Origin of the sequence: Thermococcus profundus (assembly GCF_002214585.1) — an archaeon.
In the GTDB taxonomy this organism is placed as follows: Archaea; Methanobacteriota_B; Thermococci; order Thermococcales; family Thermococcaceae; genus Thermococcus; species Thermococcus profundus.
In genome coordinates this window covers 920,590-945,729 of the sequence record NZ_CP014862.1, presented here as the reverse complement: position 1 = coordinate 945,729, position 25,140 = coordinate 920,590, and the positions used below count along the sequence as shown (strand labels likewise).

Annotated in this window: 13 protein-coding genes; 3 read left to right on the top strand and 10 right to left on the bottom strand. The window is 55.9% G+C overall.

What is annotated here, in order from left to right; all coding sequences use genetic code 11:
- Positions 1–21: 21 nt before the first annotated feature.
- The 3 genes from A3L09_RS05190 to A3L09_RS05180 form a co-directional block, all read right to left on the bottom strand.
- Entirely contained in the window at positions 22–14,091 is a 14,070-nt protein-coding gene (locus tag A3L09_RS05190) for a PGF-pre-PGF domain-containing protein (protein ID WP_088857945.1), read from the bottom strand.
- Positions 14,092–14,322: 231 nt separating this feature from the next.
- A complete protein-coding gene (locus A3L09_RS05185) occupies positions 14,323–14,622 on the bottom strand; it encodes a DUF3216 domain-containing protein (protein WP_088857944.1) in 300 nt (99 codons plus the stop codon).
- 12 nt (positions 14,623–14,634) lie between these two features.
- On the bottom strand, positions 14,635–15,399 hold the full coding sequence (locus tag A3L09_RS05180; protein ID WP_088857943.1) for a YchF/TatD family DNA exonuclease: 765 nt from the start codon (positions 15,397–15,399) through the stop codon (positions 14,635–14,637).
- A 79-nt stretch (positions 15,400–15,478) separates the two neighbouring features.
- Between A3L09_RS05180 and A3L09_RS05175 the strand changes: the two genes are divergently transcribed.
- Entirely contained in the window at positions 15,479–16,453 is a 975-nt protein-coding gene (locus tag A3L09_RS05175; protein WP_088857942.1) for a ferritin family protein, read from the top strand.
- Here the strand turns inward: A3L09_RS05175 and A3L09_RS05170 are convergent, their stop codons facing one another.
- The 5 genes from A3L09_RS05170 to A3L09_RS05150 all read right to left on the bottom strand — a co-directional run bounded on the left by A3L09_RS05170 (position 16,454) and on the right by A3L09_RS05150 (position 20,260).
- Entirely contained in the window at positions 16,454–16,702 is a 249-nt protein-coding gene (locus A3L09_RS05170) for a DUF504 domain-containing protein (RefSeq protein ID WP_088857941.1), read from the bottom strand.
- Positions 16,702–17,421, bottom strand: a complete 720-nt coding sequence (locus A3L09_RS05165; RefSeq protein ID WP_088857940.1) for an MBL fold metallo-hydrolase — start codon at positions 17,419–17,421, stop codon at positions 16,702–16,704. The genes A3L09_RS05170 and A3L09_RS05165 overlap by 1 nt, the downstream gene beginning before the upstream one ends.
- A gap of 280 nt (positions 17,422–17,701) precedes the next feature.
- Positions 17,702–17,914, bottom strand: coding sequence for a hypothetical protein (locus tag A3L09_RS05160; RefSeq protein ID WP_088857939.1), 213 nt, complete (start codon positions 17,912–17,914; stop codon positions 17,702–17,704).
- A 52-nt stretch (positions 17,915–17,966) separates the two neighbouring features.
- Entirely contained in the window at positions 17,967–18,581 is a 615-nt protein-coding gene (locus tag A3L09_RS05155; RefSeq protein WP_088858991.1) for a hypothetical protein, read from the bottom strand.
- A gap of 5 nt (positions 18,582–18,586) precedes the next feature.
- Positions 18,587–20,260 (bottom strand): cysteine protease, encoded by a 1,674-nt coding sequence (locus A3L09_RS05150; protein ID WP_088857938.1) that lies wholly within the window; start codon positions 20,258–20,260, stop codon positions 18,587–18,589.
- A gap of 134 nt (positions 20,261–20,394) precedes the next feature.
- Between A3L09_RS05150 and A3L09_RS05145 the strand changes: the two genes are divergently transcribed.
- On the top strand, positions 20,395–22,704 hold the full coding sequence (locus A3L09_RS05145) for a tetratricopeptide repeat protein (protein ID WP_088857937.1): 2,310 nt from the start codon (positions 20,395–20,397) through the stop codon (positions 22,702–22,704).
- A 42-nt stretch (positions 22,705–22,746) separates the two neighbouring features.
- Here the strand turns inward: A3L09_RS05145 and A3L09_RS05140 are convergent, their stop codons facing one another.
- A complete protein-coding gene (locus A3L09_RS05140; protein ID WP_088857936.1) occupies positions 22,747–23,124 on the bottom strand; it encodes a 30S ribosomal protein S6e in 378 nt (125 codons plus the stop codon).
- Positions 23,125–23,288: 164 nt separating this feature from the next.
- Here A3L09_RS05140 and A3L09_RS05135 point away from each other — a divergent pair, with 164 nt between their 5' ends.
- Complete coding sequence (locus A3L09_RS05135) at positions 23,289–24,257, top strand: ribose 1,5-bisphosphate isomerase (protein ID WP_088857935.1); 969 nt, start codon at positions 23,289–23,291, stop codon at positions 24,255–24,257.
- 21 nt (positions 24,258–24,278) lie between these two features.
- Here the strand turns inward: A3L09_RS05135 and xerA are convergent, their stop codons facing one another.
- Positions 24,279–25,133 carry a site-specific tyrosine recombinase/integron integrase gene (xerA, locus tag A3L09_RS05130; RefSeq protein ID WP_088858990.1) on the bottom strand — a complete coding sequence of 285 codons (855 nt, stop codon included), beginning with the start codon at positions 25,131–25,133 and terminating at the stop codon, positions 24,279–24,281.
- Positions 25,134–25,140: the final 7 nt, after the last annotated feature.

Sequence of the window (25,140 nt, the reverse complement as noted above, 5' to 3'; positions counted from 1 at the left end):
CAAAAAAGGAAAAAGAAGGACTCACCGCTTCCTGTAGAGGTAGAGTCCAATGAGTACCAGCACCGCTATTGCTAATGCGTAGTATGGGAGGTTGCTTCCTCCTGAAGCGCTCGGCGGCGATGGGGAGCTTGATGTGGTCCCCGTTGGGCCGGGGGTGATTGTTGTTTCCGTCTCGCTTGTCCCGTTGGTTCCCGGTGAGGGGGCCTCGATCTTCTCCGCCACAGCGAAGAGGGACAATCCCGGAACGCTGACCTTGTAATAGACGTACCTGAGATCTTCGTATTCAAACTCCGGCCTGTACTCCACCCATTCACCTTCCCAGCGGAGGAGGAGAACCTTATCGACGCTCACGTTGTTCTCCGCCAGCCAGTTCTTGGAGACGCGGAAGCGGAGCGTGACGTTCCTCAGCGACCAGTTCTCAGGGTGGGTCACGTTGAAGAGGGCGTAGGTGAGGTAGTTCTCTACCCCGCCAGGGCTCTGGCGAACCACCACCGTGCCACTCACGCTTGATGCTGGAATGAAGTAGAGCCTGTATAAGTCTGTATTGGTTATGACCCTTATCCACTCACCTCCTCTTCCGGAGACTACGTCTCCCGATGCTTTTCTCTCAACGATTGGCCTCTTGAGGACCCTCATGGAGAACTCCCTCCTCACGGTGAGGTTCCCGTAGGTGCAGATCACCCCGAGGGTGTAGTTGCCGGGCTCGAGGTCTCCGGTTGGGACGAGAGCCCCCTCTCCAGTGCGGTTTCCGAGCGTCCAGCTCACGAGACACGGCTTCGAGGTTTCTATCCCTATAGCCCCACCGATATAGAGCTCGATCGGGCTCACGGCTATCTCAGGCGGCTCTATTGTCTCGTTCCCGGAAGATGCAACGATTATCACTCCGCTTCCTGTACTGTCCTCGGAGATGGTAGCGTTTCCACCGAGGGACGTCTCGACCTTTGAGGGGTCTATGCCAAAGGCCGGTTTCAACTCAACGACCCCGTAGTGGCCCTTCCTGACGATGGTGGCGTTGGTGAGAATCCTTCCGACGTTCAGGGTTATGTGGACTTCCTTGTCCTCCGGAAGGGCGGCCAGCTCGCCCTCCGCGATGATGAGCACGGTGTTGTTCTCTATCCTGACGTTGAATGACTCAATCCTCGTCATGTATGCACCGATGAAAGCCCTCGCGAAGGCCCCGTTCCTGAAGAACGCGAAGACCATTGAGGCATTCCTGGCGTCGGGGGTTATCCTGACCGTCACGGTTCCTTTCATCTCCCCGTCCCTGCGGCCATGGATTTCAAGCCCCATCCTCTCGAAGGTGCCGTTGAAGAGCGGGCCGACCCTGGTGGCTGGCGTCGGCACTATGTACTCAGCGCGGTAAACGTCGGGGTTTCCGAAGGTGAGGCTCACGTTGCCCCAGCCGTCGAGGTTTCCGCCCTCACCGCCGAGGAGAACCACAGTGTCCATCTTCTCCGCCTCGACCGTGTAGTTGGCCGGTGGGTCGAGAACCTGTATCTGCATGGGGGATGGCTTCGTCATCACGGCGTAGATGTTGTAAAAGGCCCATTCGCCCATCTTCTCAAAGGTTTCTATCGCGGCAGCGATGCTCTTTCCGCTCTTTTTGAGGGCCTTTTTCTGCTCTTTGGGATCAAGCTCCTGGAAGGACTTCTGCTTCTTTATCTCCTCCTTGAGGTACTCCACGAGCATCTCGTTTATATCGTCCCTCATGTCGTTGAGGTTCTCTTCCACCTCATCCCCAGGATCGGGGGGCTCCTTCATCTCCTGCACGTTCTTGTAGATGTCGTTGAGGACGTCGTTGTCCACAACCTCGAGCACCGTCTCTATGAAGACCGTCTGGAGCTCCTCGTCCGTGATTATAGCCTTGGCGAGGGTGGTTAGCACGTTAACCTTCGCATCGAGCGGAATCTCCGAGAGGTGGGTGAGGTTGTAGTAGTAGTTCTGATCCATCCCGTAGTCTTCCTCCCAGCGCGCGAAGTCGTTCAGCGTCAGGGGAACGATGGTGGTGTTGTCGGCGGAGAGCATCGCGTTCACCTGGACTGCCGAGCTGCTCTTCGAGTACTCCTCTATCGTCTGGTCGTCGGGGAAGTCTATGTTTCCGACGATGTTCCCTATCTTCAGCCCCGACTTGGCTATGGCCATCACTATGGTCTCGACGGGAACGTCTATGTCGTAGACCTTGAGGGCCCCTTCGGTGGCTATGGCCGCGAGCTGGAGCTCGTTGAACAGAAGGGAGTAGTCAACGCCGGCGTTGACCCTGTAGTGGGGAATGACCGTTCCCGGTTCCCTGCTCTGATCCACTATTGCCTTGAACTCGAAGCCGGGCGGTATGACGTGGTACCACACGTAGCCTTCTGGGCTCATGTCGTAGGCTCCCTCGGCGTAGTAGCTGTAGTAGATGTTCTCGTCCGTGTTTCTGAGCCTCATGTAGGTCTTGTTCCCGTTGATGCCGAGCACGTCTATCTGAACCGGCCCGAGGGACTCGCTGAAGGGGGCGAATGTCTTGTTGAGGGCCTTCACCGGGGTTTTCTCGTAGTTTATTGAGTAGGTGGTGTATATCCAGTCAGAGGGCTGGCCGTTCTCGTAGGGGACGTAGTTAACGGCAACCGAGGTCATGTAGTCGCCCGAGAAGTTGACGGGGGGTATCCACTTAGGCGGATCGTCGTGCCACCAGGGCATCCATGCCCCCCATATCCACTTCAGCCTTCCAGGGGGAGCGAGGCCCGTTAAATTTGCTGACTCAACGTCGAGGGTGTAGACGCTGTTCTCCTCCTCTATGGCTACCGACATCATCCTGAGGAACTTGTAGTGGGCGTTTGGATCGCGCTCGGGTATCTGATCCCTCACGTCCACCAGCTTTATGTATGCCGTTTTGTCTCCAACGTTCCTTATGTCGAGGTTGAAGTGGTGGCTCTCCGCCGCCTCGAGGTCATCATCTCCGTCCCCGTCGTAGGTGTACGTCGTTCCCTCCGAGAACTCCTTCACGTGGCAGTGTCCGGGCTCGTTCTGGCAAAACTGGCGCGTGTACGGGTAGGCTGAGTACGATTCTATCTTGAACACCGGGCCGAGGTCGAAGCCTATCTCCTTGGAGGCTTCGTCCCTCACGATGCCGTCCAGGTCGTAGAGCTTAACGTCCATAGGTATCTTGTGGTTAGAGGGCAGTTCGTCAGGGAGAGGGTCCCATTTCAGCGTTATCGGGTCGTAGACGGTTATCGGGATCAGCGCGTGGAACTCGCCGCTCATTCCCCCCGGAACTGCAACCAAGAGACTTACCCTGCCGGTGTGGCGCTCTATGTACCCCGGAAGGACGAGCTCGACCTTGACCACTCCCGTCAGGTTGCCCGTGTTGCGGAGGGTAACCGTGACGTTGGCAAAGCGCTCGTCGTAGGGCATGCTGGTCTCTTTCTCTCCCTCGTGGTAGCGGCGGTAGACGTAGACGGCCGTTGGATGGTTTACTGAGACCGAGACTATATCTATGTGGGCGTTTCCGAAGTACACCTTTCTAACCGCGCTCACGCTCGTTCCGTCCGCGTCCTCCGCCGTGAACTTTAGGTAGCCGACGCCCGTGAGGTTCCTCGCGAGGGAGTCGAAGGTGACGTAGTCGCGGTATTCGTGGGAATTCAGCGTCGCTTCCCCTATCAGCTCCTCCGTGCCATTCCATACAAGGGTGTAGTTCACTTTGACTATCTTGCTCCTCGAGCTGGCACTCCCTGCGAGGGTTACAACTCCCTTAACTTCGTCCCCGTTCATCGGATAGACGGAGAGGAAGGCACCGAGGAGGCTTGAGCCCCAGCCGCTTCCGGTCTCAACTATGTCTCCAAGGGTCAGAGTTCCGCTCTCGACGAGAATGTCGTAGTCCTCGCTCTCCTTGCCGTCGACGGTGTACATGGTTCCGCCGGTGTAGTTCTCAACGAGAACCGGCTCGTGGCCGCCCCAGTCAGTCCTCTTCAATACTGTGTAGCCGGAGTTCCTGACGACGTGAACCCCGCGGGTGTTGACGATGGAGTTGTTCATGGCTATTATTGACGCGCTGCCGTTAACGAGGAGGCCTAAGTCGTTGTTCTGAATGAGGCTGTTCGTTATCGCGACGCCCTCACCGTTTCCGTCCTTCACCAAGAGACCCACGTCGTTGCCCACCACGGTGTCGTGGTCAACGAGGAGTCCCCCACCGACGTAGGGATGGACGAGTATACCAACACCGTTGTCGAAGATCAGGCTGTCCTCCACCCTTCCCTCAACGTGGCTGAGATCAATTCCTTCGCTGTTGTGCATTATGTAGCTGCTCCTCACCGTCATGTTGATGCCGCGAGCATGGACTCCAACGCCGTTCCCGCTTATTCTGCTCGAGTAGATGCCGAGGGTCGAGGTCCCCCTCCTTCCGGGCTGCGCGTAGATTCCCTGGGAGAAGCCCCTCACGGTGCTCTCGTTAACGAGTGCGTTAAACACCGCCCCTAGATGTATTCCTTGGCCGCTCTCGCTTCCTATCACCTCACTCCTGAGGAGTTCGAGGTTGCCCGCTACACTGATGCCTCCATGGAGCGTCGAATCGCTTATCCTAACTCTGGCGTAGTAGGTAAACGTGATGTTCGAGTCCACCTCGTCCCTTGCCACGATGAGCCTCGCCGCCGCTCCCGTGATTGGTGCCCTCACCACGCTGTCAGTTAATCCGGCCATCCCCTCGACCACGTGGAGCGTCGCCTTGAAGGCACCGAGCTGGAGGTATGGGTAGTGGGTAGGACTTCTCACGTGCACCGCTATCACGTTTTCACCGCGCCTGAGGTAGCCGCCCACATCAATGACGTCCATGAGCGGGTGGGCCGTTATTACCCCTCCTCCCCAGCCGTAGGCGTAGGAGAGCTGGGCCCTGTGGTCGAGCTCATCAACGACCTTCCTGCCGTTGATGTATACCTCCACGCCGCTTACCGCGTAGTAGTTCAGCCAGGCCTGGGCAGGGAGCGTATCGAGCGTAACGACCTTCTTGAGGTAGAGGTCGGTGAACTTCCCCACCTCGGTTCCACCAGTAAAGTGGGACCTAGAGGAATCAGCGTAGAAGGGCCCATCGCTCGCTTCCATTCCAGCGGTGGAGGTCGTGTAGATCCAGTCTTCAGCAGGCATTGAGGTGGAGTAAAACCACTCCGAGCCCTCTCCAATGACCTCGTTCAGCGTTTCAGTATCCTCCTGGCTCCAGAAGAGGTTCGTGTTGAACGCAAGGCTTCCGCCCTCAATGTGGCAGCCCCTGACGAGAACCTCCTTTGAGTAGCTCTCGACGGTGGTGTCTTCAAGCTTCGAGTTCAGCAGAAGGAGCGTTGACTCCTCGCTTCCCGCTTCCCCGCTTATCGTCATCTTCTTGAGCACGCTCGCGTCATCGTCGAGCGGGTTCGTTGCCGGAATCCCGTCGGTGTCCTCGACGCGGAGGGTTCCTCCCGGATGAACCTCTATCTTGCCGTCCTGGAGGTGGTAGCTCTTAACGACGAGCTCACCGTCAACGTAGGCGTAGAAGTGGCCCGCGTCTCCATTCTCAAAGCTCGTCCTCTTCCCACCGCTCACGTGGACGATGAGGTAGGTGGGATACGGCGAGACGCTCCCGCTCACGTTGGTGTCCCACATCTCTATACCGCCCGTGTTCTTGGCGAGAAAGGCATACCTGCTCCCGGTTACATTTGAACTCACCAGGCAGAGCCAGTTCGTTCCGAGGTCGAGGTCGAAGTTTGCATCATCGTTGGACTCCACAACCGAGTTCTCAAACCTCAGCCGGGCGTTCCTGATGCAGACCCCCTTCCCGTTGTTCCCTACCACGGCCCCCTTTACCGTCTGGGTGGCGTAGGAGTAGCTCGGGTCCTCAAAGTAGAGGCCGCATCCCCGGTTGTTCTCTACCTCCAGGTCCCTAAGGGTCCAGTGCCAGTCGGAGAGGTCCCCTATGACCTCGATTCCCCTATCGCCATCAACGAAGGTGCTGTTGATCACGCTCAGGCTCTCTCCGGGGAGGCCGTTCCTGAGGTATCTGAGCCCCGCTCCACTGTGGAAGGTGCTCCCCTCCACGGTTAAGCTCCCGCTGACGGTTGCCCCTCCCTCGATCTCGCTCCCTTCGAGGCTAACCTCCGAAGAGGTGAAGGCGAAGTTGCCGATGAGGTGAGAATTGAGGGTGGAGACGGTTCCAGTGAATTCGCCGTTCTTGAAGCCCCCTAGTGCGGAATCCTCGACGTCGAGCGTTCCCCCCGTCCCCCTCAGGCTCAGGGACAAGCCCTCCACGAACGAACCCCCGAGAACGCGGAAGGTGCCGTTGACATCTACCCCCTTACCGAGAACGTGAATCCTGCAGTTCTTCAGTGTGAGGGAGCCGTTTTCGGTTATCAGAATGCTCCCGTTCACGGTGTACTCCATGCCGTAGCAGGCCTGGCTCCCGTTCACCACCCAGTCGCCGCTGACTGGCGGCCCCGACACCTCGACCTTGAACGTCTCAACCGTCTCGGCTCCGCAGAGGTCGACGGCCTTTATCCGGACGATGTTCCCTGCGTAGGGGGTTAGGTTCTCGGAGACGTCCGTTCCCTCGGTGTACCTCACGTAGGGCCCTCCGTTTATGGAGATGTAGAGGCCTTCAAGGTTTCCGTCCGGGTCGTTGACCCTTATCTCCGGAACGACGCTTTCATCCGGTCTGTAGTTGGTGTGGAGATTCACCTTCATCTCCGGCGGCCTGTTGCCCTTGCAGAGCGTGAAGACGGTTTCTCCCCTCACTTTCCTTCCGCATCTTCCCTCCGCTGTTATGGTGAGTCTCAGGGGCTCCCCGGACTCAAGAAGCTTTCCAAGCTTTTCGAGGAGGGGCCTCATGTCGAAGACGTAGCTTCCGGTGATCTTCAGTTCATCCCCCACCCACGTGTGGCTGATGTTGGGGAGGAAGCTCTCTTTGTAATCGAGTCCCCCTATTGTTAGGGCATACCCCTCCGGCAGGGCGTTTCCAACCATTGTGAAGTTTATCGGAACCAGCAGGCTCATGACGTTGCTCTTCTCTCTCGGAGACGTTACCTCCAGGCTGCAGTCCTCGAAACACGGCCACTGGACGTTTATGTGGCGAACCTCAAGGGTTCTGCTGTTCCCGTAGCCGTCGTAAACGAGGGCGTAGAAGTAGTGCCCCCCGTTGAGATGCCCCGAGAAGGTCTTCTCGCAGGTGTAGACGAGCTTCGAATGCATCCTTCCCTTTTCGTCGATGTATCTCACGAACCTGTGCTCCACCGGGACGTTGTAGCTGTCTCCGTCCCACACTATCCTGCACGAGGCTATCCTCTCAGGGGAGCTCACCTTCACCGTCACGTTCGATGTATTCGCTGGAAGCTCCATGCCGTCCTCCGGTGTAGGCAGGACGTAGGAGGCCTTGCTCAGGTCCGGGTAGGGGATGGTGACGACCCTCCACGATGGAACTCCCCTGTTGCCGTACCTGTCAACTGGCACCACGGAGACGTTGTATGTGCCGCCGGGCGTGAGGGAAACCGCCTGCTCCATCCCGCTTCCGGGCTCGCCTGTGAAGTTGCCCACAAGGCTACCGTTCACCCACAGCTCCGTGTGGTCAAAGTCCTCATCGTTCGGATTGATCCAGCTCACGATAGCACCGCCGACGTACGTGCTGACGTCGAAGTATCCCATACCTCCGGGCGGCGTCGTGTCTTCGACGGTTAGGTAGATGTACTTGTGGTAGCCCCTGTTCCCTGTGGCATCGGCGACCTCAATGGAGTATATCACGTAGGCCTCCTCGCTTGTGTTGAAGGGAATGAGGAACGGAACGCCGCTTTCATATGGGCCCGTCTCTAGCCGGTACCACCCTTCCTGAGGCGTGTTGGCGTTGGGGTTGAAATCGACGGTGTAGAGGCCGGGGTGGGCGTCGGTCGCGTTGAGAACAGTGCCCGCTCCGCTCTTCCTCTCTGCCTTTGCGTGGATTACATCCCCCGTGGAGGAAGTGATTGTGAGGTTCACAAAGCCCTCACCCACGCTCGGCTTGGTGATGTCCACTTCAAAAACGTGGAGTTCGCTGATGCCGAGATTTCCTGCACGGTCCGTTCCATAAACCCTGAACCTGTGGAAGCCATCATTGAGGATATATCTCCACCCGGACTCCCAGTGCATCCCGGAGCCGAAGAGGGTGACGTTCGCACCGTCTAGCTCGAGCACCGCGGAGGCGAGGTTCTCGCTCGCGTTCACCGCGAACTTGTAGACGTACGCTCCGAGGAGTGAGCCGTTTTCAGGAGTTGGGGGCACAAACGTCAGAGTGGGTGGGGTTGTGTCTACTGTGAAGGTCCTTCCCTCTGTGAACCCGACGTTGCCGGCTTCGTCAGTTACCTCGGCCCAGAACACGTGAATGCCGTCTGAGAGGGTTAGAGTTGCGGTCCAGTATGGGTCGTGTCTCTCCATTGGGTACGTCTCCCCATCCAGGTGGAGCACGGCTTTAGACAGCCCCTCACTGGAGACCACCCTGAATTCGGCGATATTGGAGGACGTCAGAGAGCCATTGGCGGGAGTCGGAGCAATGAACGCTGCACTGGGAGGGGTTAAATCCACACTGAAGTTCAGTATCCCGCTCCCTCCCAGGTTCCCCGCAAGGTCTATCGCGTACACTTTGATCCTGTGATCTCCCTCTGAAACAGCAATGCTGCACCTCCAGTCTGCTCCGTAATTTGTCATCGTGTGGTTCACACCATCGAGCTCCAGGAATGCCGCCTTCAGGATCTCATTGGAGGTTACCCGTACCAGTACCTCCTCCGTGTTTACAACCGACCCATTTGTGGGGGTGGGCGGCTTGAATTCTATCTCTGGAGGGGCCGTATCGACTGTGAAGGGCCTCTCCTCACTCTTGCCCTCGTTCCCCGCGAGGTCCTTCCCTACTACGTAGAACTCATGATGGCCGTCTTCAACGCTCAGGCTTACTCTCCATGACTCTCCAGAGCCCTCCATTACGTACTCTTTTCCGTCGAGCACGAGAACGGCACTTGAGATGGCCTCGCTAGAGGTTATTTCAAATTCCACAGCGCTTCTGTTAAGGATCGAACCTGCCCTTGGCGTTGACCCTATCAGCTTCAAAGTCGGAGGTGTTACGTCTATGACGAAGCTTCTCCTCTCCGTGAATCCGCGGTTGCCAGCCTCATCAAAGCCGTAAACTAGAAAGCTGTGGGAGCCCTCGGAGGCTTCGATCGTAATGCTCCATTTTGTTCCAGATCCGCCCATGGTGTAGTCTACCCCATCGAATTCGAGTATCGCGGAGCTCAGGTTCTCGTTCGCCTTCGTTTCTACGGTGATAGTGGTTCTGTTTACGAATGAACCGTTTTCTGGTGTTGGAGAGACTAGCTCAAGGACGGGTGGGGTCGTGTCTATTTCAAAACTGCTGATCCCGCTCATACCTAGGTTTTCGGCTCTGTCACGGACCGTGACGTAGAAGGTATGATCCCCATCCCCCAGGGTCAAATGAAGGGTCCAGAGGTCCCCATTCTGCACCATATCATACGTGCTCCCGTCTAGGTGAAGGGTAGCGCTTTTCAGGGGTTCCGACGAGTTCAGGGAGAACGTCACGTCTCCGGTTCCAAGAGAGCTCCCGTTCTCAGGTGTTGGCGGAACAAACGCTATCTCCGGCGGAGTCGTGTCTACAGTGAAGCTCCTCCATCCCGTTGATCCGGGATTTCCCGCAAGGTCCCTCCCCTCAGCGTGGAAGGTGTGAAGTCCCTCAGGTAGGGTGAGCTCAAGCGTCCACTCGGTTCCCCCTCCGGTCATCTCGTAGCTTTCGCCGTCGAGCACCAGAACCGCCGACGAGAGGTTCTCGCTGGAAGAAACAACGAACTGGATGGCAGTCGTGTTCACGAATGAACCGTTTTTCGGTGTTTGTAATCCGAAGGCTATCTCCGGGTGTGTCGTGTCCACTACGAGTTCTCTGCTTTCAGTACTCCCGCTGTTCCCGGCCAGATCAATTCCCTGAACCCTTAGCACGTGGGTTCCGTCCGTTAGACTGATCTCGGCGCTCCACGATCTGTTTGAGCCCTCCATCTCGTAGGCCACGTTGTCAACGTAAAGTGTTGCTTCTCTCAAATCCTCGCTGGAGGAGGCTGCTATGATTACCCTGGAATCGTTGAGAACCGAACCATTATGGGGTGTCGGCTCGACGAACCAGAGCGCCGGTGGAGTCGTGTCGGCTTCCTCAACGCGCATTAACCACCAGTGTGAAACCTCCCCGTTCTCGTTGCTGGCAACGACGCTCACGTTCCAGAGGCCGACTACCAGCGTCGAGTTAATGTAGGTTGAAGAATTGCCCTCTCTGTTTAGGACTTCCGTTCCGTTGACGAACCAGGTGACGTTGGCTATCTGGTTAAGCGCTATGGAGAAAGCGGCGCTCCCGTCGGGAGGATAGGTGGCCTCTTCTCCCTCAGGCGAGAAAGAGGTTATCCTCAGCCTCTCTTCAACGGAGAAGCATAGCTCGTCACTCTGTTCCTCGTTGCCAAAGGTGTCGTTCGCAACCATGTACCAGCAGAAGGTCTTTCCTGCCATCTCCTCGGTGATGCTCACCGTCCAGTTGCTCCAGCCGTCAGCTATTTCCAGTGGTGTTTCCTCCCAGATGAAAACGCCGTCGGTGAAGGTGGTGTTGCTCCAGAGGACGGCACTCTCCAAGTGGACGTCGCTCCATCTCGCGAAGAGGGTAACGCTCTCCCCAACCCTAAGGAGATCTGCGCTCTGCCCGCTCTCCAAAAGCTCCGGCGGCGTCGCGTCTATCTCGATCGTCCTTTCTTCGGTTCTGTTGGTAACGCCGTCCGCCGAACCGTAGACCCTAAAGGCGTAATCCCCATCCGGCAGGTTCTCCTTGGTCAGCCACCAGCTCCTTCCGGAACCGCTCATGCTCTCGTTTGCCCCGTTCCACTCGAGGGTGGCGTTGTCGAGGTCAAGCGAAGAGGTGACGTTTATCGTAACGCTCCTCACGTTCAGCATCGCGCCGTCTTCGGGAGTGGGGTCGGCAAAAGAGATAACGAAGCCCGGCCTCTCGTAGACGTACCATGTCCAGTAATGGGTGAGGCTCCCGTAGGCGTTCTCGATTACCACATATACGCTGTACTCCCCTTCTACTGGCATTGAACCGGTGTAGCTCGACGTCTGGACGTTCTCCTCGCTCTTAACCTCGTCCTCACCGACGTACCAGGTGACGTTCACTACTCCATTGGCCGTTACGGTGAACGTAACGGAATCCCCGACGTAGCTCTCGACGGGACTTTCGGGCGAGTAGGAGACCACCTCCGGAGGCGAATGGACCTCGAAGCAGTGAACCGGCGTCTCATTCGAGTGCTCAAGCTCATCCAAGCCCTCTATGTACCAGCAGTAGAGGCCCGGCTCGTCTGCGCTTATCGAGAAGTTGCTCCATCCAGAGGTTCCCTCGAAGGAGAACCCGTCCAAGACCTCCCACGAGCCGCTGATGTTGGTGTGCAGTAGAGCCTCCTCCAGATGCGGGTCGCTCCAGAGGGCATAAACGTGGAGGGTTTCGCCCTGTGGAATGTCCTCTTTGTCCTGCCCCACACTGGAGTAGCTCGGTGCTTGAGTATCAACTTCAAAGCTCCGCTCCTCGCTCGTCCCGTTGTTTCCGGCCAAATCCTGTCCGTAAACCCTGAAGGAGTGTGAACCGTCGGGAACGCTCAGCGTGTAGCTCCACTCCCTCCCGCTCCCGCTCATCGTGTGGTTTACCCCGTCGAACTCTAGGAAAGCTGAGGTGAGGTTCTCGTTAGCTGTAACGTTTATGGTTACGATCGAGTCGCCGAGGAGGGAGCCGTCTTCGGGCGTCGGCTCGACTAATGTGAGAACCGGTGGCGTCGTGTCCTCTTCGGCTTGGGCCAGGGGGGCGAAGATGCTGAACTGCGTTAAGTTGGCTCCCACGGTGTTTTCCACAGTATCGAGGCTCGGGTCGCTGACCCCATCGAGCGTCCAGCCCTCGCTGAAGCGCCATATCCCGAGCGAATCCTCTTTGAGGCCTTCGAGAGTGAAATCATCGTAGTGGAATGTTAGGTAGAGCCAGGTGTCGGCGCTCGCCTCAATGAACTCGCCTATGTCGGAGTAGCCCTCTGGAGGAGCCGGCCTTTCGCTTTCCCCAACGCCCCTAACCATGCAGTCCCCGGGACACCTTATCTCCACGGAGAGGTCGTTTATCTGGTTTCCACTGAGCGTACCGCTGAACTCCTCAACAACGGTTATTGCCCACGCGTTCGCCTCGTTTAGTGAAGTGGCAACGTCGTTGTCCTCAACGCCGGAGTTGCCGGCAAGGTAGAGGTAGAGCGCATAGCCGGAGTTTTCACCGATCCCTGAAATCTGAAGGGAATTGCCGTGAACGTCTGCGGAGGTGTAGAAGACCTCAATTCCGTCCGCGCTGTCTCCATTAACGGTCACGGTGTTGCCGTAAACACCGCTCCTGCCCTCTTCCTCGTAGACGTAAACTCCGACTCCTTGGGAGCCAAAGACACTTATCCCGTTGTTTCTAACCGTGTTGCCCCCGCCGTAGCTCAGGTAAACCCCGTAGCGGAAATCTTCGCTCGCCTCGGTTATGGTGACGTTGCTTCCCTCAAAGGTGCAGTTATGAACACCGTCGAGCCATATTCCTATGTTTGATATAGACGAGACGATCGTTAGGTCCCTCAGGGTCACGTTATCCGAACCCACGTAAACGACGGGCTTCACGCCCTCGTCCAACTCGCTCCCATCGCCCTCGATTACGGCCAGGCCGGAGCTTCTGAGCATGAGGGGTTTGTCGATCTCGACGCTCTCACCGTAGTTTCCGTGGAGCACGATAACGGTCCCGTTTTCGGAGGCGGCGTCTATCCCACTCTGAAGGGGCGTCTCGCTCGGGTTAAAGGTTCCCCCCTCATACCACCAGCCGCTCTCGTTGACGTAGACGGTCTCCGAGGGAGAGGGAGTCGTTGCCGTATCGTTCACCCACGTCGTGTTCACGTTTCCGGAGGTATCGTTCGTGAGGATTCCTATGGTATGGGTCTCGCCCGGGGAGAGGCCGTCGAGGAGCCACTCGCCGTCGGCTGTTCCACCCTCGAATTCCCCATCGATGTAAACGAGGGCCTCGTCGAAGTCCTTATCATCCGGGTTCTCCCACGTCCAGAGGATGTAGTCGCTCCCGACCTCGTGGCGGAGGTTCCTCACCGTCCCCGGCGGGGTCGTGTCTTTCACCTCAACGTAAAAGTTCACCTGGGCCATGACACTCTCATCGCCAGCTAAAGCGTAGACCTCAAGGGAGTTCTCGCCTTCTTGGGCTTCTATTGTGGTGTTCGGCGTGAACGTGATGTTCTTCCCCCCGTTCAGGGAGTAGCGCCACTCGTCGACCGGCTTGTTTGCCGTGACGTTGAGGTCTATCGTGGTCGTGCTGTAGGTTCCCTCCTCCGGAGAAACTATCGTAATACTCAGTGGATTCTCCGGTGGCGTTTCCAGGGTGTACTCAACCGCTATGTCGTCGAAGTACACGTGGGAGTAATAGGCCGAGTAGTCCCAGCCGCCGATAACGACCTGAAAGTCCGTCGCGTTGGCCATACTCGTTGTGTAAATCGTTTTAACGAGCGCCCCGCTCTCCCAGAACTCGAAGCGGTCCTTGTGGATGACCACCTTGAATGTGGCGTAGTTTCGGGGTATAGTTCTCGCCTCGTTGACGCTGTTGCCGTAGTAGCGGTAGGAGACCTGCTCGCTCGGCCAGCTTACGTAGTGAATCCCCACGAAGTTGCTGGAGTTTAGGTCCTCAACCCTCACGAGCATCTCGGCAGTTCCCGGGTTGGTAAACTTCCACCTTCCGGAGAGGGTTATCGAGCTCCAGTTGTTCAGATGGATGCCCCTGCTCCTCAGAACCGCGTGTCCATAGTCCCAGCCCTGGTGGCCGTAGACCACAAACTTCGCCTCACCGTTGGCCTCGGTGTAAGAATTTCCGCTCCCAACAACGTCTTCCGTCCATTCGGAGGTATCGAGGCTGTTGTCATTGAAGTCATCGGAAAAAACGACGTTCCCACTCGCACTAACGGGTGCAAAGCCCACGAAGCCCACGTTTAAATAAGAGACCAGAAGAAGATAGATCAACAGGATAACCCGCTTCTTCATACGTATCACCCCTTGGCAAGAAGAGTCCGAACGTCGAGGGGGAAATTGAAACTTGATTTGAGGGGGCCGTTATTGGAGAGCGACGTTTGGGCCCCTCTTGCGTGTATTCATATTTCATATAACTCGCTCAAAGTATAATAGGCTTTCGGTAAGCCTGCGAAATGTTGGAAGATATACAATGGGCTTTTCCTGGCCAGTTGCGACCCGTACTGCAGGTATCGGGGCATGCCGTTATACGTTCAAGTTCTGCATTGCGGGCTTTCTGAACAGCTCGTCCAGCTCTTGTCTCCTCGCGCTTATCCTCTCGTAGAGCGCCTCAATCCTCTGCTCGTCGGGATACTTCTTCCTGAGACTTACGAGAAGCCCCTCAAGGAAGCCCAGAATCGAAACCCTGATGAAGTCCTCGCCCCTCTTGCTCTCCAGCCCCTCGTTCAGAGCTATGAACGAGTCGAGCCTGGCGATGAGCGCTTTCTCCCCAAGCCCTTCGAGCAGCTCCCTAACCTCATCAACCTCCGGAACCTCAACGGCCATACCGATTCCCCCTTACTCTTTTAATCTCAGCCCAAAGAACTTAACCGTGTTCCTTTCCGTTGCATTCTCAACCTCTTCAAACCCAAGCCCTTTTATCTCGGATATCCTTCTCACCGCGTACTCCACGTTCCAGGGATAGTTCTTCTCGCCCTTGTACGGGCTCATGTAGGGAGCGTCCGTTTCGACAACGATGCTCTCAAGCGGAATTATCTCGGCCACCTCTCTGACCGCGGGGATGAAGTCTATCCCCGTGTTTATTCCAATTATATGGCCCTCCTTTGCTATTTCCAGGGCAAGCTCCTTCGGCCCGCTGTAGGAGTGGAAGTAGGCTTTAACTCCAGCTTTCTGAATGGCCTCGAAAACCTCCTTCTCGGCATCGCGCGCGTGCAGGACAACGGGCTTGTCAAGCTCGGCCGCCAGATTTAAGAAGTGGTGGAAGATCTCCCTCTGGTTCTTCCGTTCTTCCTCTGTTTTAGCGTAGTAGAAGTCGAGTCCAATCTCACCGACAGCCACTATATCATTGGCGTGATCCCTTATAAATTCCTCCACCCGTTTGACCTTCTCCCAGTTTCCCCTTCTGGCCTCGTTAGGAGCATAACCCAGTGTTGGAAAGACGAAGTCGAAGTAAGGCTTTAGGAGATCCCAGCTCTTCCAGACGTGGAACTTTCTGTACTCTGTTATCGAGTCCACTACGGCATTAAGGTGCTTTTTGCTCTCCTCAACCACTTCCCCGGCCCTTCCTTTGAACATCTCGATGTGGCAGTGGGCGTCAATCATCTTCTCCCCCGGCGAATGAAAAACATGGAGTAGAAAAGCTTTTCTAATGGAGCCCCTATAGGACAACAGGTGCAACTGCATGCCTACAATTGAGGATAGAGAACTTGACGAATACCTGGAGGAAGTCGTTGAAAAGCTCAAATCCCTCTCCTTTAAGGAGGCCTTAAGCTACGCGATATTCGATGAGGAAGGCGAGGCTGACTATTACGCTAGACTGTCCAAAAAGGCTAAACGGCCTAGCATAAAGGTTCTCTTTATTCAAATGAGCGATGAGAGCAGGAATCACAGGAACAAACTCTACGCTCTTTTCAAAAAGGTTTTTCCCGACGAGGAGCCTGTAAAGGTGGAAGCTCCCCCCGTGGAAGTCGTCCCGTTCTACACAGAGTTTGAGAAGGTTGAGGATTACCTCAAAGCCCTGGAGTACTGTATGGAGAGCGAGCTCTTTGCTAAGAGAGCCTATGAAATTCTCTCGGAGAAGGCCGTCGATGAAGATGCCAGGGGCCTCTTTGTTCAGCTATCCATAATGGAACATTCCCACTATGAGAGGATAAAGAAGGCCTACGAGATGGTGCTTCGGACGAAGAGAAGAAGACTCATACCCGGTGAGCTTGAGGCGGGCGGATACCTCTTTACTGATAAGATAAAAGCTAGATACTTCTTCCTGGATCTCATCGGGGAAGGGAACGGTGTGGTTATAACACGGGAACATCCAAAGAAGCTCCGGAGCTGGATGAAGAGAGAGGTTCCCGTCCTCTGGCTCTCGGAAGGTACCCTTAAGGCCACCGGGGTCAGGGTCATGTCCTCCAAACTCCTCCTCACGAACGTGGAAACCCTCGCTGAATGGGTGAAATCAGAGGGATTCAAGGTTATACTGCTCGAGGGAGTTGAGTACCTTCTTCTTGACTTCGAGGAGAGGGAGCTGATTAAGTTCGTTCTTCTAATACGCGACCTGGCAATAGAAAACGGGTTCTATCTCGTGGTCTCCGCTGAAAAAGAGGCGTTCACCCCAACAAACTGGGCCATACTTCAGGCCAACATGGAAGGCCTGGTGTAGCTATCTGTTTTTTCTCGTTTCCCATACCACCCTTCCGTCCTTTCTCACAACCTTCAATATGCGGTGGTACGGTATCTGAGCCTCATCCACGAAAAAGTATCCGTGGCCAAGTTCTATCAACCTTACCGGGATTCTCTTGACGTTTCCGTAAGCCCCCCTGTGCTCAATGACGATGTAGTAATCATCCTCGTTCTCCCGGGGATCGTACTTTATCTTCGCGAGCACTTCCTTAACGGAACCCTTCCTCATCAAAGCCACCCCAGAACCTCAGCAAGATTGCCCTTCCAGTTCTCAATAATCTTTCCGTGCCCGGGAAGGCCAAAATCCACCTCGAACTCCATGAGCCGCTCGAGGCTTTCCCTGAGCGCCCAGCCGTCTCCCGTTGGAAGATCCGTTCTGCCGACGGTGCCCTTGAAGACCGTGTCGCCCGTAAACATGATCTTGTTCCTCCCGTCGTCAAGATACAAACAGGAGCTCCCGGCGGTATGACCGGGTGTGTGGAGGAGTTCAAGCCTCAGCGAGCCCACTTTCAGCGCTTCCCCATCTTCAAGTTTGAGGTCCACCGGTTGCGGCTCGAATCTCCTCCCGTAGGAGTAGGCAAGGATCACATAATCGTCGCCCTTTTCGAGTGTCTCAGCCGTTACCCGATGAGCCGCGAAGAGGACGTCGATTCCTTTTCTCTCCAGCCAGTCTTTAAGCACCGAGTTCCCGCCGACGTGGTCGAAGTGCTCGTGGGTGTTAAATATAACCGCCTTCTTAACTCCGTCAAGATAGCCTCCTCGCTCCCAGATTTCCGCGTAGACGTGCCAGTTCACACCAGTTCCGGTGTCGATTATGAGTGCTCCATCCCCATCCCTAACTAGGTAGACGTTGGAGTCCCAGCTTATCCCACGGAGCATTACGACGTGAGGGGGAATCTCAATCGGGATGATCTCCCTCGGAAACCCTTCGATCGAGCTTATCCTCACCCTTCCACCTCCAGAAGGGGCTCGAGGGGGGACCGCGTCTTCATCTCGGGGGGAGCGAGTCCCCGTCAGGAGGGATGAATCTCTTCATCGCCCGAAAAAAGGTTATGCGGAGACTGCTTATAAATCCAGCTCTTGATCTAAAAAAGAAATCAAGACCGTGATGGCTTTTCCGGGGGGGTTCCGGATTGGGATCAACGTTCCGCTGGACCAGCATGATACCCAACCCATTGATTTCGGCGGTAACGTTCCTCAACTTCACCCCATCTCAGTGACGTTCGTGTCATGGGTCATGCTCAATGGTTGGGTTACTCCGACCGTTGGAGGTTCCTGATCCACCCCCTTTGCTTGGGGATTGGGCCCCATTCAAGGCCCTCTCAACCTCAAGCTCAAAGAAAGCCTCCTCCGCCTTTAGAACCCTCACCACGGTCTCCCTGCTGAGCCCTGTTCTTGCCACTATGAAGTTAACGAGCTCGTTATTTACCCTCTCAAGCATCGGCCCGCCCCCTTCAGTTGAAAAAATAAAAAGACGCCTGAAGATTCCGCCGCTACCTCCGCAGGGGCAGGTTGACTACTATGAGACCTATGACCGAGACCGCGGCGAGGGCCAGGTAGAGGGTCTTTCCCCCACCGGACTTCTCCTGGAGCTCGTACTTTATGACGCCGTTCTCGAAGCGGACGTTCTTAGCTTCCTTTGGCAACTCAACCGTTATGGTCTCTATCAACCTCCCGTCTCCACCGAAGATCGGCTGTGCCGCCGTCAGGACAACGACGTTCCCGTTGGTGCTTGAGAGGGTGAGGTCGCCTTCCTCCGGCTTGTACTCCCAGTAGGAGCCTTTGTTCACCGCCGCCCCCAGAACGGTGTAGGTGCTCTTGAGCTGGTTGTTCGAGTCGTCCCACTCGATCTTCATGTCCTTGTACTCCACATCTGCCCTCTTGTTCTCGAACTCCCTCTTCAGCATGTAGGTGGTTGGATAGGCCTGCTTCATCTGGAGGTAGAGGTTGGGCGTGAACTTCCAAACCTCCGTGACGTGCGCGTTTCCGGCATTGTCAATGCTCACCTTCATCGTGCCGTCTATCTTGTACTCCTCGATCTTTATCTCGGCCGATACCAGAGGCAGAAAGATCAAGAGGAGCAACACGGCAAGGACCAACTTCCTCATCGCCATCACCCCACCTGGAACGTGCTAACCATGTACTCTCCGAGCTGGTTGTAGGCGTCGTAGTTGGCGCTGCTCTTGTCTATGTCGTAAACGACCGCAAAGCCCATTCCCCCAGCGGTGAAGTATCTAGCCAGAGCCGCGTAGTCTCCATAGTCCGACGAGAGCGAGTATATAACGGTGTAAACCGTCATTCCCGCTATGCTTGATTGCGTTTCTTGCCTCGCATTTATGGTTATTCCACCCTCCTGCAGGCTGTTTTCGAATGCGTAGACCATATCCTGAACGCCTGCCCCCTGAGCGTAGAGCACCATGAACTCGAACTCGCCGTCCGGGCTCGTCATGTAAACGTAGCCTCCATAGTCCTCGGGAGCTCCCCAGTCGGCCGGATACTGGAAGGAGAAGTAGTTCCCGTTGTAGGTGGCCCAGTTTCCTCCGGTGTTCCCGCCGTTGTTCCCTCCATTGCCACCGGTATTCCCTTCGTTTCCTCCGTTGTTGCCACCTTCATTGCCACCGGTGTTTCCCCCACCGTATCCACCGCCGGTGTTGCCCCCGGCTCCCTGGTTCGCTCCTCCAAGGGTTATGCCCCACTTGCTCAGTATGTCTGCCGGGAGCTGGGGAAGCTCAGGAGGCGCTATCCCCTCGCTCTGCAGTTCGGCTATGTTCAGTATGAAGTGGGGCCCGCTCATGGCCATCTGCCAGCTCTTCTCCATGCCGACCTGCACCGCCTCCTGGAAGGAGACGCCGCTGTTTATGGCCGTGGCCTCAACCGGGATTATCGCCCCGCTTGGGAGCTCGATGAGAGGGAAGGCGTGGCCGGGCATGAGGACGATGTAAGCCTTGAGGCCCTGGCTCATGGCCAACGAGGAGAACCACAGGGCGAGGTCAACACAGGTTCCGCTCTTGTCCCTTATGACATCCCTGGGGAACATTATGTGCTCCGAGAACTTGCCGGTCCAGTATTCGGTAGCTTCGGTCTTGTAGGAGAAGCCGTTCCTCAATGCCAGCTCCCACATCCCGCTGAGGCTTTTGATAGCTTCATCGTCGCTCAGGCTCGCCCCTGCTCCTCCCGCTAATTTGTTGCCCATGTCCGCGAACTCCCTGACAACGGGGTCGCTCGGTGTAACCCACGCCGCTAGAAGGGGAGCGTTGTTGAAGGTGTCGTAAAAGCTCCCTGTGCTCTCCTCCGGAGAGAGCGAGGAAAAGACGAAGTCGTTAACTCCGAGTATGCTGAGGCTTCTCGTTATCGTCTCCTCCCTCTCCTCACCGTTGACCTTGTAGCGGATGGTTATGTGGAGGTTGACCGGCGTTGAGGCGGTGAGCTTTGTCACCTCGCTCGAGAGGATTGGGAAGTACAGGTCAACTATCGTGCCGTTCGAGACTAGGATTGGGTAGCTCTTCTCGCTCTGCGTTGCATAGCGGTCTATCGAGTACGTTATCCTGATGTCGGTGATGTCACCTTTTCCAGTGTTCCTTAGAACGACCTTCGCCACCCAGAAGCCGAGCTTCGGATTTCCGTAGACCTTGTAGGCGCCGCTCATGATTTGGTCCTTGTTGTACACCTTATACTCGAGTTTCCCCTCTCCCCCGCCACCGCCGAAAGCTCCGGCGTAGCCTGCCAGCGAGAACGCCAGCAGGCCGGCGAGGATAACCGAGAGTATAACCTTTGGACCGACTCCCATGGTGATCCCCATGGAGAATACGCACGCGAACTACTTACGAGGTGGGTTTGAGGAAAAACTTCAAACCCAAAGCAAGCCTTATTAGGGTTGGACTCCAACGGTCGCTGTGAGAGCTCCCTTCGAAGGTGGTCGGGGTGCCGCAGAGGAAGGAAAACGTACCGTCGGTTCTGAAGCTCCTCTCAAGTGAAGTCAATCTTGAGATACTCTCGATTCTCCGCTCAGGTTCATTCAACCCGCGGGAGCTCGCCAAAATTCTGGGAAGAGACGAGACCGACGTGTCGAGAAGGCTGAAGGCCCTCGAAAAGGCAGGATTGGTGGAGGGAAGGTGGGTCAGGATCGGGAACAGGAACGTGAGGAAGTACTCCCTCAGGGTTGACGAGCTTAGAGTGAACTTCGAGCCCGAGGGAATTAGGGTGGAGGCCGAGAGAGAGGAAGACTACAGCACTAGGATCGTTAAGGATGAGGCACCGGTCGTTGAGGAGTTCTTCGGGAGGAGGAGGGAGCTTAATCTCCTCAGTTCCGTGAAAGAGCCTGTTGTTGTCATTTACGGGATGGCCGGAATAGGGAAGACCACCCTAGCGGCCAAAGCGTTCCCCGATGCCCTCTGGTATCCTGTAAGGGAAGGAGACAGCTTTGAATACTTCACCTGGCAGCTCGGCCTCCACCTGAACCGTCTTGGCTACCGGGGTCTCATTGAATATCTCAGAACGGGAAATACCGAGGAAAGGGAGCTGTTCGAAATAGCCCTGGAGGGGATTGACGAGACCGGCGCCGTTATCGTAATCGACGATTTCCACAGATGCAGGGATGAAAGGCTTGGAAGGTTCATAACGTTTCTTGCCGAAAGAATGAAGAGGGGAAAGGCGGTGATCCTCTCCAGGGAGAGGCCGAAGTTCGGGATTCTGGGGAGTTTTTACCTCAAATTGGACGGTCTTGACGTTGAAAGTTCATACCGGCTCCTCAAGACCAAGAGAGGGAACGTGGACGTCCGCGACTTTGCAGAGATCTACAGGCTCACGAGAGGACATCCGCTGGCTTTAACACTCTTTTCCCAGGCGTATCCTGGAAGAGTGGAAACCGCAGCGGAGAACTTCTTTGAATTCCTCCTGGAGGAGGTCTATTCAAGGTTGAGCGATAAAGAAAAGTTCCTCCTTCAGGTAATATCCCTCTTCGAGGAACCCCTCGAGTATGGAGCACTTAAAAAGCTCTACGGGGAGAAGTCACTCTTTCCCGTTCTGCACTCCCTCCTCAGAAAGGGGCTTGTGGAAAGGAGGGGTGGGGTGTACTTCCTCCATGACCTCATAAGAAGCTTCGTGGAGAGGGTCGGGGAGGTAGAGGGGGGAGAGTATTACCGGAAATACGTGGAATACCTGATGGAGAAAGGAGAAGAGACAGCGTTCATAAGTGCCTTCAGGTACGCCCTCATGCTCGGGGATGAGGAATTGATAAAGAGGCTCGTGGAGCTGAGGCTCAGGAGATTTAAGGGTCTCGTGAGGAGCTTTAAGGGGCCATATCTCAAGGTGCTCTCCGCAGGAAAGGGGAACCCCTACGTTGACCTCGAGCTCGGCCACCTCTACTTCCAGAACGGCTTCTTTGAGAAAGCCCTGGATATCTGGCTGAGGGTAGAAGGCAAGGTTGACGGCGTATTCAAGGCGGATGTGCTCACCTCAATAGCTGACGCTTACCTGGAGATGAACAGGCTGGAGGAGGCAGAGGAATACCTCAAAAAGAGCCAGGAAATCGCTAAGGCCTCTGAGGATCCCGAGGTTAAGCTCTGGTATTACATGACGCTCACCAAGTTCCACTACTACAAAAACGAGCCCGAGAAAGCCATGGAAAGCGCTTTTATGGAGCTGAAGATTCTAAGGGAAATCGGCGGCAATCCTGAGCTTGAGGCGCTTGTCCTCCTCCACATAGGGGACATAAACTCATGGATGGGCAAACCGAAGGAGGCCCTAAAGTACTACAGCGAAGCGGTGGATGTGGCGAGACTTCACGGCATTCCCTTCTTCGAGAATCTGGCCCACATGGAGCTGGCGAAGGTGTACTACCATCTCGGTGACTACGAAAAGGCCGTCGAGCACTCCAGTAAGGCAGCTGAGTACTTCAAGAGGATGAGGAACTACCGGAGGGCAGTTGACACCCTTGCCTACCGCTGTGTGTCATTCATAGGGAGTGGAGAGCTTGAGAAAGCCGAGGAGGACGCGGGGGAGATGATAAGGATGGGACAGGGATCGAACTACCCTCTGGCATGGGCCGGCTACATTTTCCTCGCCGCAGTGAAGAACCTAAAGGGGGAACCCTGGGAAGAGTACCTGATCCTCGGGAGGGAAAAACTGAGGGATAACAGGCACCTCTATGAGGCAGTGCTTGAGGAGCTAAACCAGGTCTTTGACGTTTCGGCGTTTGGAGAATCCAGCCCCAGGAAAATTGAGGAGTTCTGAAATTTGGAAACTAAAAGGAACCCGGAAGGAAGAAGAGGGTCCTCAGAAAACGAGGACCGCGTTTATCTGGACTATCTCTGGGCTTATGGTGTTGCCCCTGACGGTCTTCTTCCTCCTCTCGCCCTTCTCCTTCGGCCTGAAGCCCGGGCCCTTTGAGAGGAGGATCTTGACCCTTCTCGGGCCGTGAACGTCCGGCCTCATCGGGAAGCCGTCCTTGTCGGTTCCGCCTTTGATCTTGAGCTTTGCATCGGCCGGGATCTCCTCGCCGAAGATCTCCGAGAGGTTTATTCCGAGCTCGCTGACGGGTATCTCATCGCCTATACGCTTTCCCACGAGCTTGTCAGCCGCGTCTCCGCTCAGCTCGATCTGCTTTGCGGTTCCGGTCTTGGGGTTTGACACAACAACCTTGAACGTAGCCATTTCCTCCCACCTCCATTCATCAGCGGGATTCATTGGGCCCTGCCCTTTCCCGAGTGGTGTTGAGGGATCGCTTTAAAAAACTTCCTCTTCAGCCTGCACAAACGATATAAACCCCCTGCCCCAACTTCCAAATTACCCATTAATGCACACTTGGAGGTGTTGACATGCCTGTGGTCAGGGAAGTCCTTGAAATAGCGGAGAAGATACGGAACATGGAGATAAGGGGCGCTGGAAAAATAGCCAGATCTGCCGCCTACGCCCTTCAGCGACAGGCCGAGGAGAGCAAAGCCAAGGACATTGAGGAATTCTGGAAGGAGATGAAGGAAGCTTCAAAGATACTCTACGAGACGAGGCCAACGGCGGTCTCCCTACCGAACGCCCTCCGTTACGTCATGCACCGCGGTAAGGTCACCTACTCCAGCGGGGCCGACCTTGATCAACTCCGCTACGTCATAATAACGGCCGCAAAGGAGTTCATCCACAACTCCGAGAAGGCCGTGGAGCGGATAGGTGAGATCGGCGCCAAGAGGATAGAAGATGGAGACGTCATAATGACCCACTGCCACAGCAAAGCTGCCATAAGCGTCATGAAGACCGCGTGGGAGCAGGGAAAGGAGATAAAGGTCATCGTCACCGAGACGAGGCCCAAGTGGCAGGGCAAGATAACGGCGAAGGAGCTGGCAAGCTACGGCATTCCGGTTATCTACGTTGTTGATTCGGCCGCTAGGCACTACATGAAGATGACAGATAAGGTGGTCATGGGCGCCGACAGCATCACCGCCAACGGAGCGGTCATCAACAAGATCGGAACCGCGCTAATAGCCCTCACAGCCAAGGAGCACAGGGTTTGGACGATGATTGCCGCTGAAACCTACAAGTTCCACCCCGAGACCATGCTCGGTCAGCTCGTTGAGATAGAGATGCGCGACCCAACCGAAGTCATCCCAGAGGAGGAGCTCAAGGAGTGGCCGAAGAACATAGAGGTCTGGAACCCAGCGTTCGACGTAACGCCGCCGGAGTACGTGGACGTTATCATCACCGAGAAGAGCATAATCCCGCCGTACGCGGCAATAGACATCCTGAAGGAGGAGTTCGGCTGGGCGCTTAAGTACAGGGAGCCCTGGGAGGACTGACCGTTTCTTTTTATTCTCCTCCTACTCTCCTTCCTGGAGGGATTCGAGCAGTCTCGCCTTCTCCTGTGCCTTCTTGAGGTGTTCAACTGTAACCTTAGTGTAGATCTGGGTGGTTGAGAGGTTTGAATGGCCGAGGAGCTCCTGGATTGCCCTTATGTCAACTCCGCTCTCGAGCATGTGTGTTGCAAAGCTGTGGCGGAGCATGTGGGGGGTGACCTTTACTCCGACCTTTTGTCCGTATTTCCGCAGGAGATACCAAACGTTTCTAGGGGAGAGCTTGTTCTTTCTCCTGCGCCTCTCCTCGACTATGAGGTACTCGCTGTCGTCGTCTCTAGTTGAGAGGTAGGAACGGATTTCATCGAGGAGGGTACCGGAGATCGGCACAACCCTGTCCTTTGCGCCTTTACCCCCGCGCACAACGATAAAACCCCTCTCAAAGTCAACATCACTTATCTTGAGGTTGCAGACCTCGCTGACGCGCAGGCCGGCACCGTAGAGGAGAAGGAAGATGAGCCTGTCCCTTTTTCTAGTTGGAGGAATCACGGAGAGGAGCTTTCTAACCTCCTCCCTGCTCAGGGCCTTGGGAAGGCTCCTCGGAACCTTCGGGGGCTTGAGCCTTTCGGCTTCATCGTCCGCCCCCTCAAAGCGGAAGTAGGAGCGGAGGGCCTGAACCACGAGGTTGAGGCTCCTGTTGGAGTAGCCGCTCTTCCTGAGGGTCGTTAGGAACCTGAGGGCGGAGCGCGAGTTCAGGCTCCCGCCCCATTCCAGGTAGCGCTTTACATAGTAGGTGTACATTCGAATGGTGTGCCCGCTCTTTCCCTCCAGGTCGAGGTATGTGGCGAACTCCTCTACGATATCGTCTACTCCCTGCTCCATAGCTATC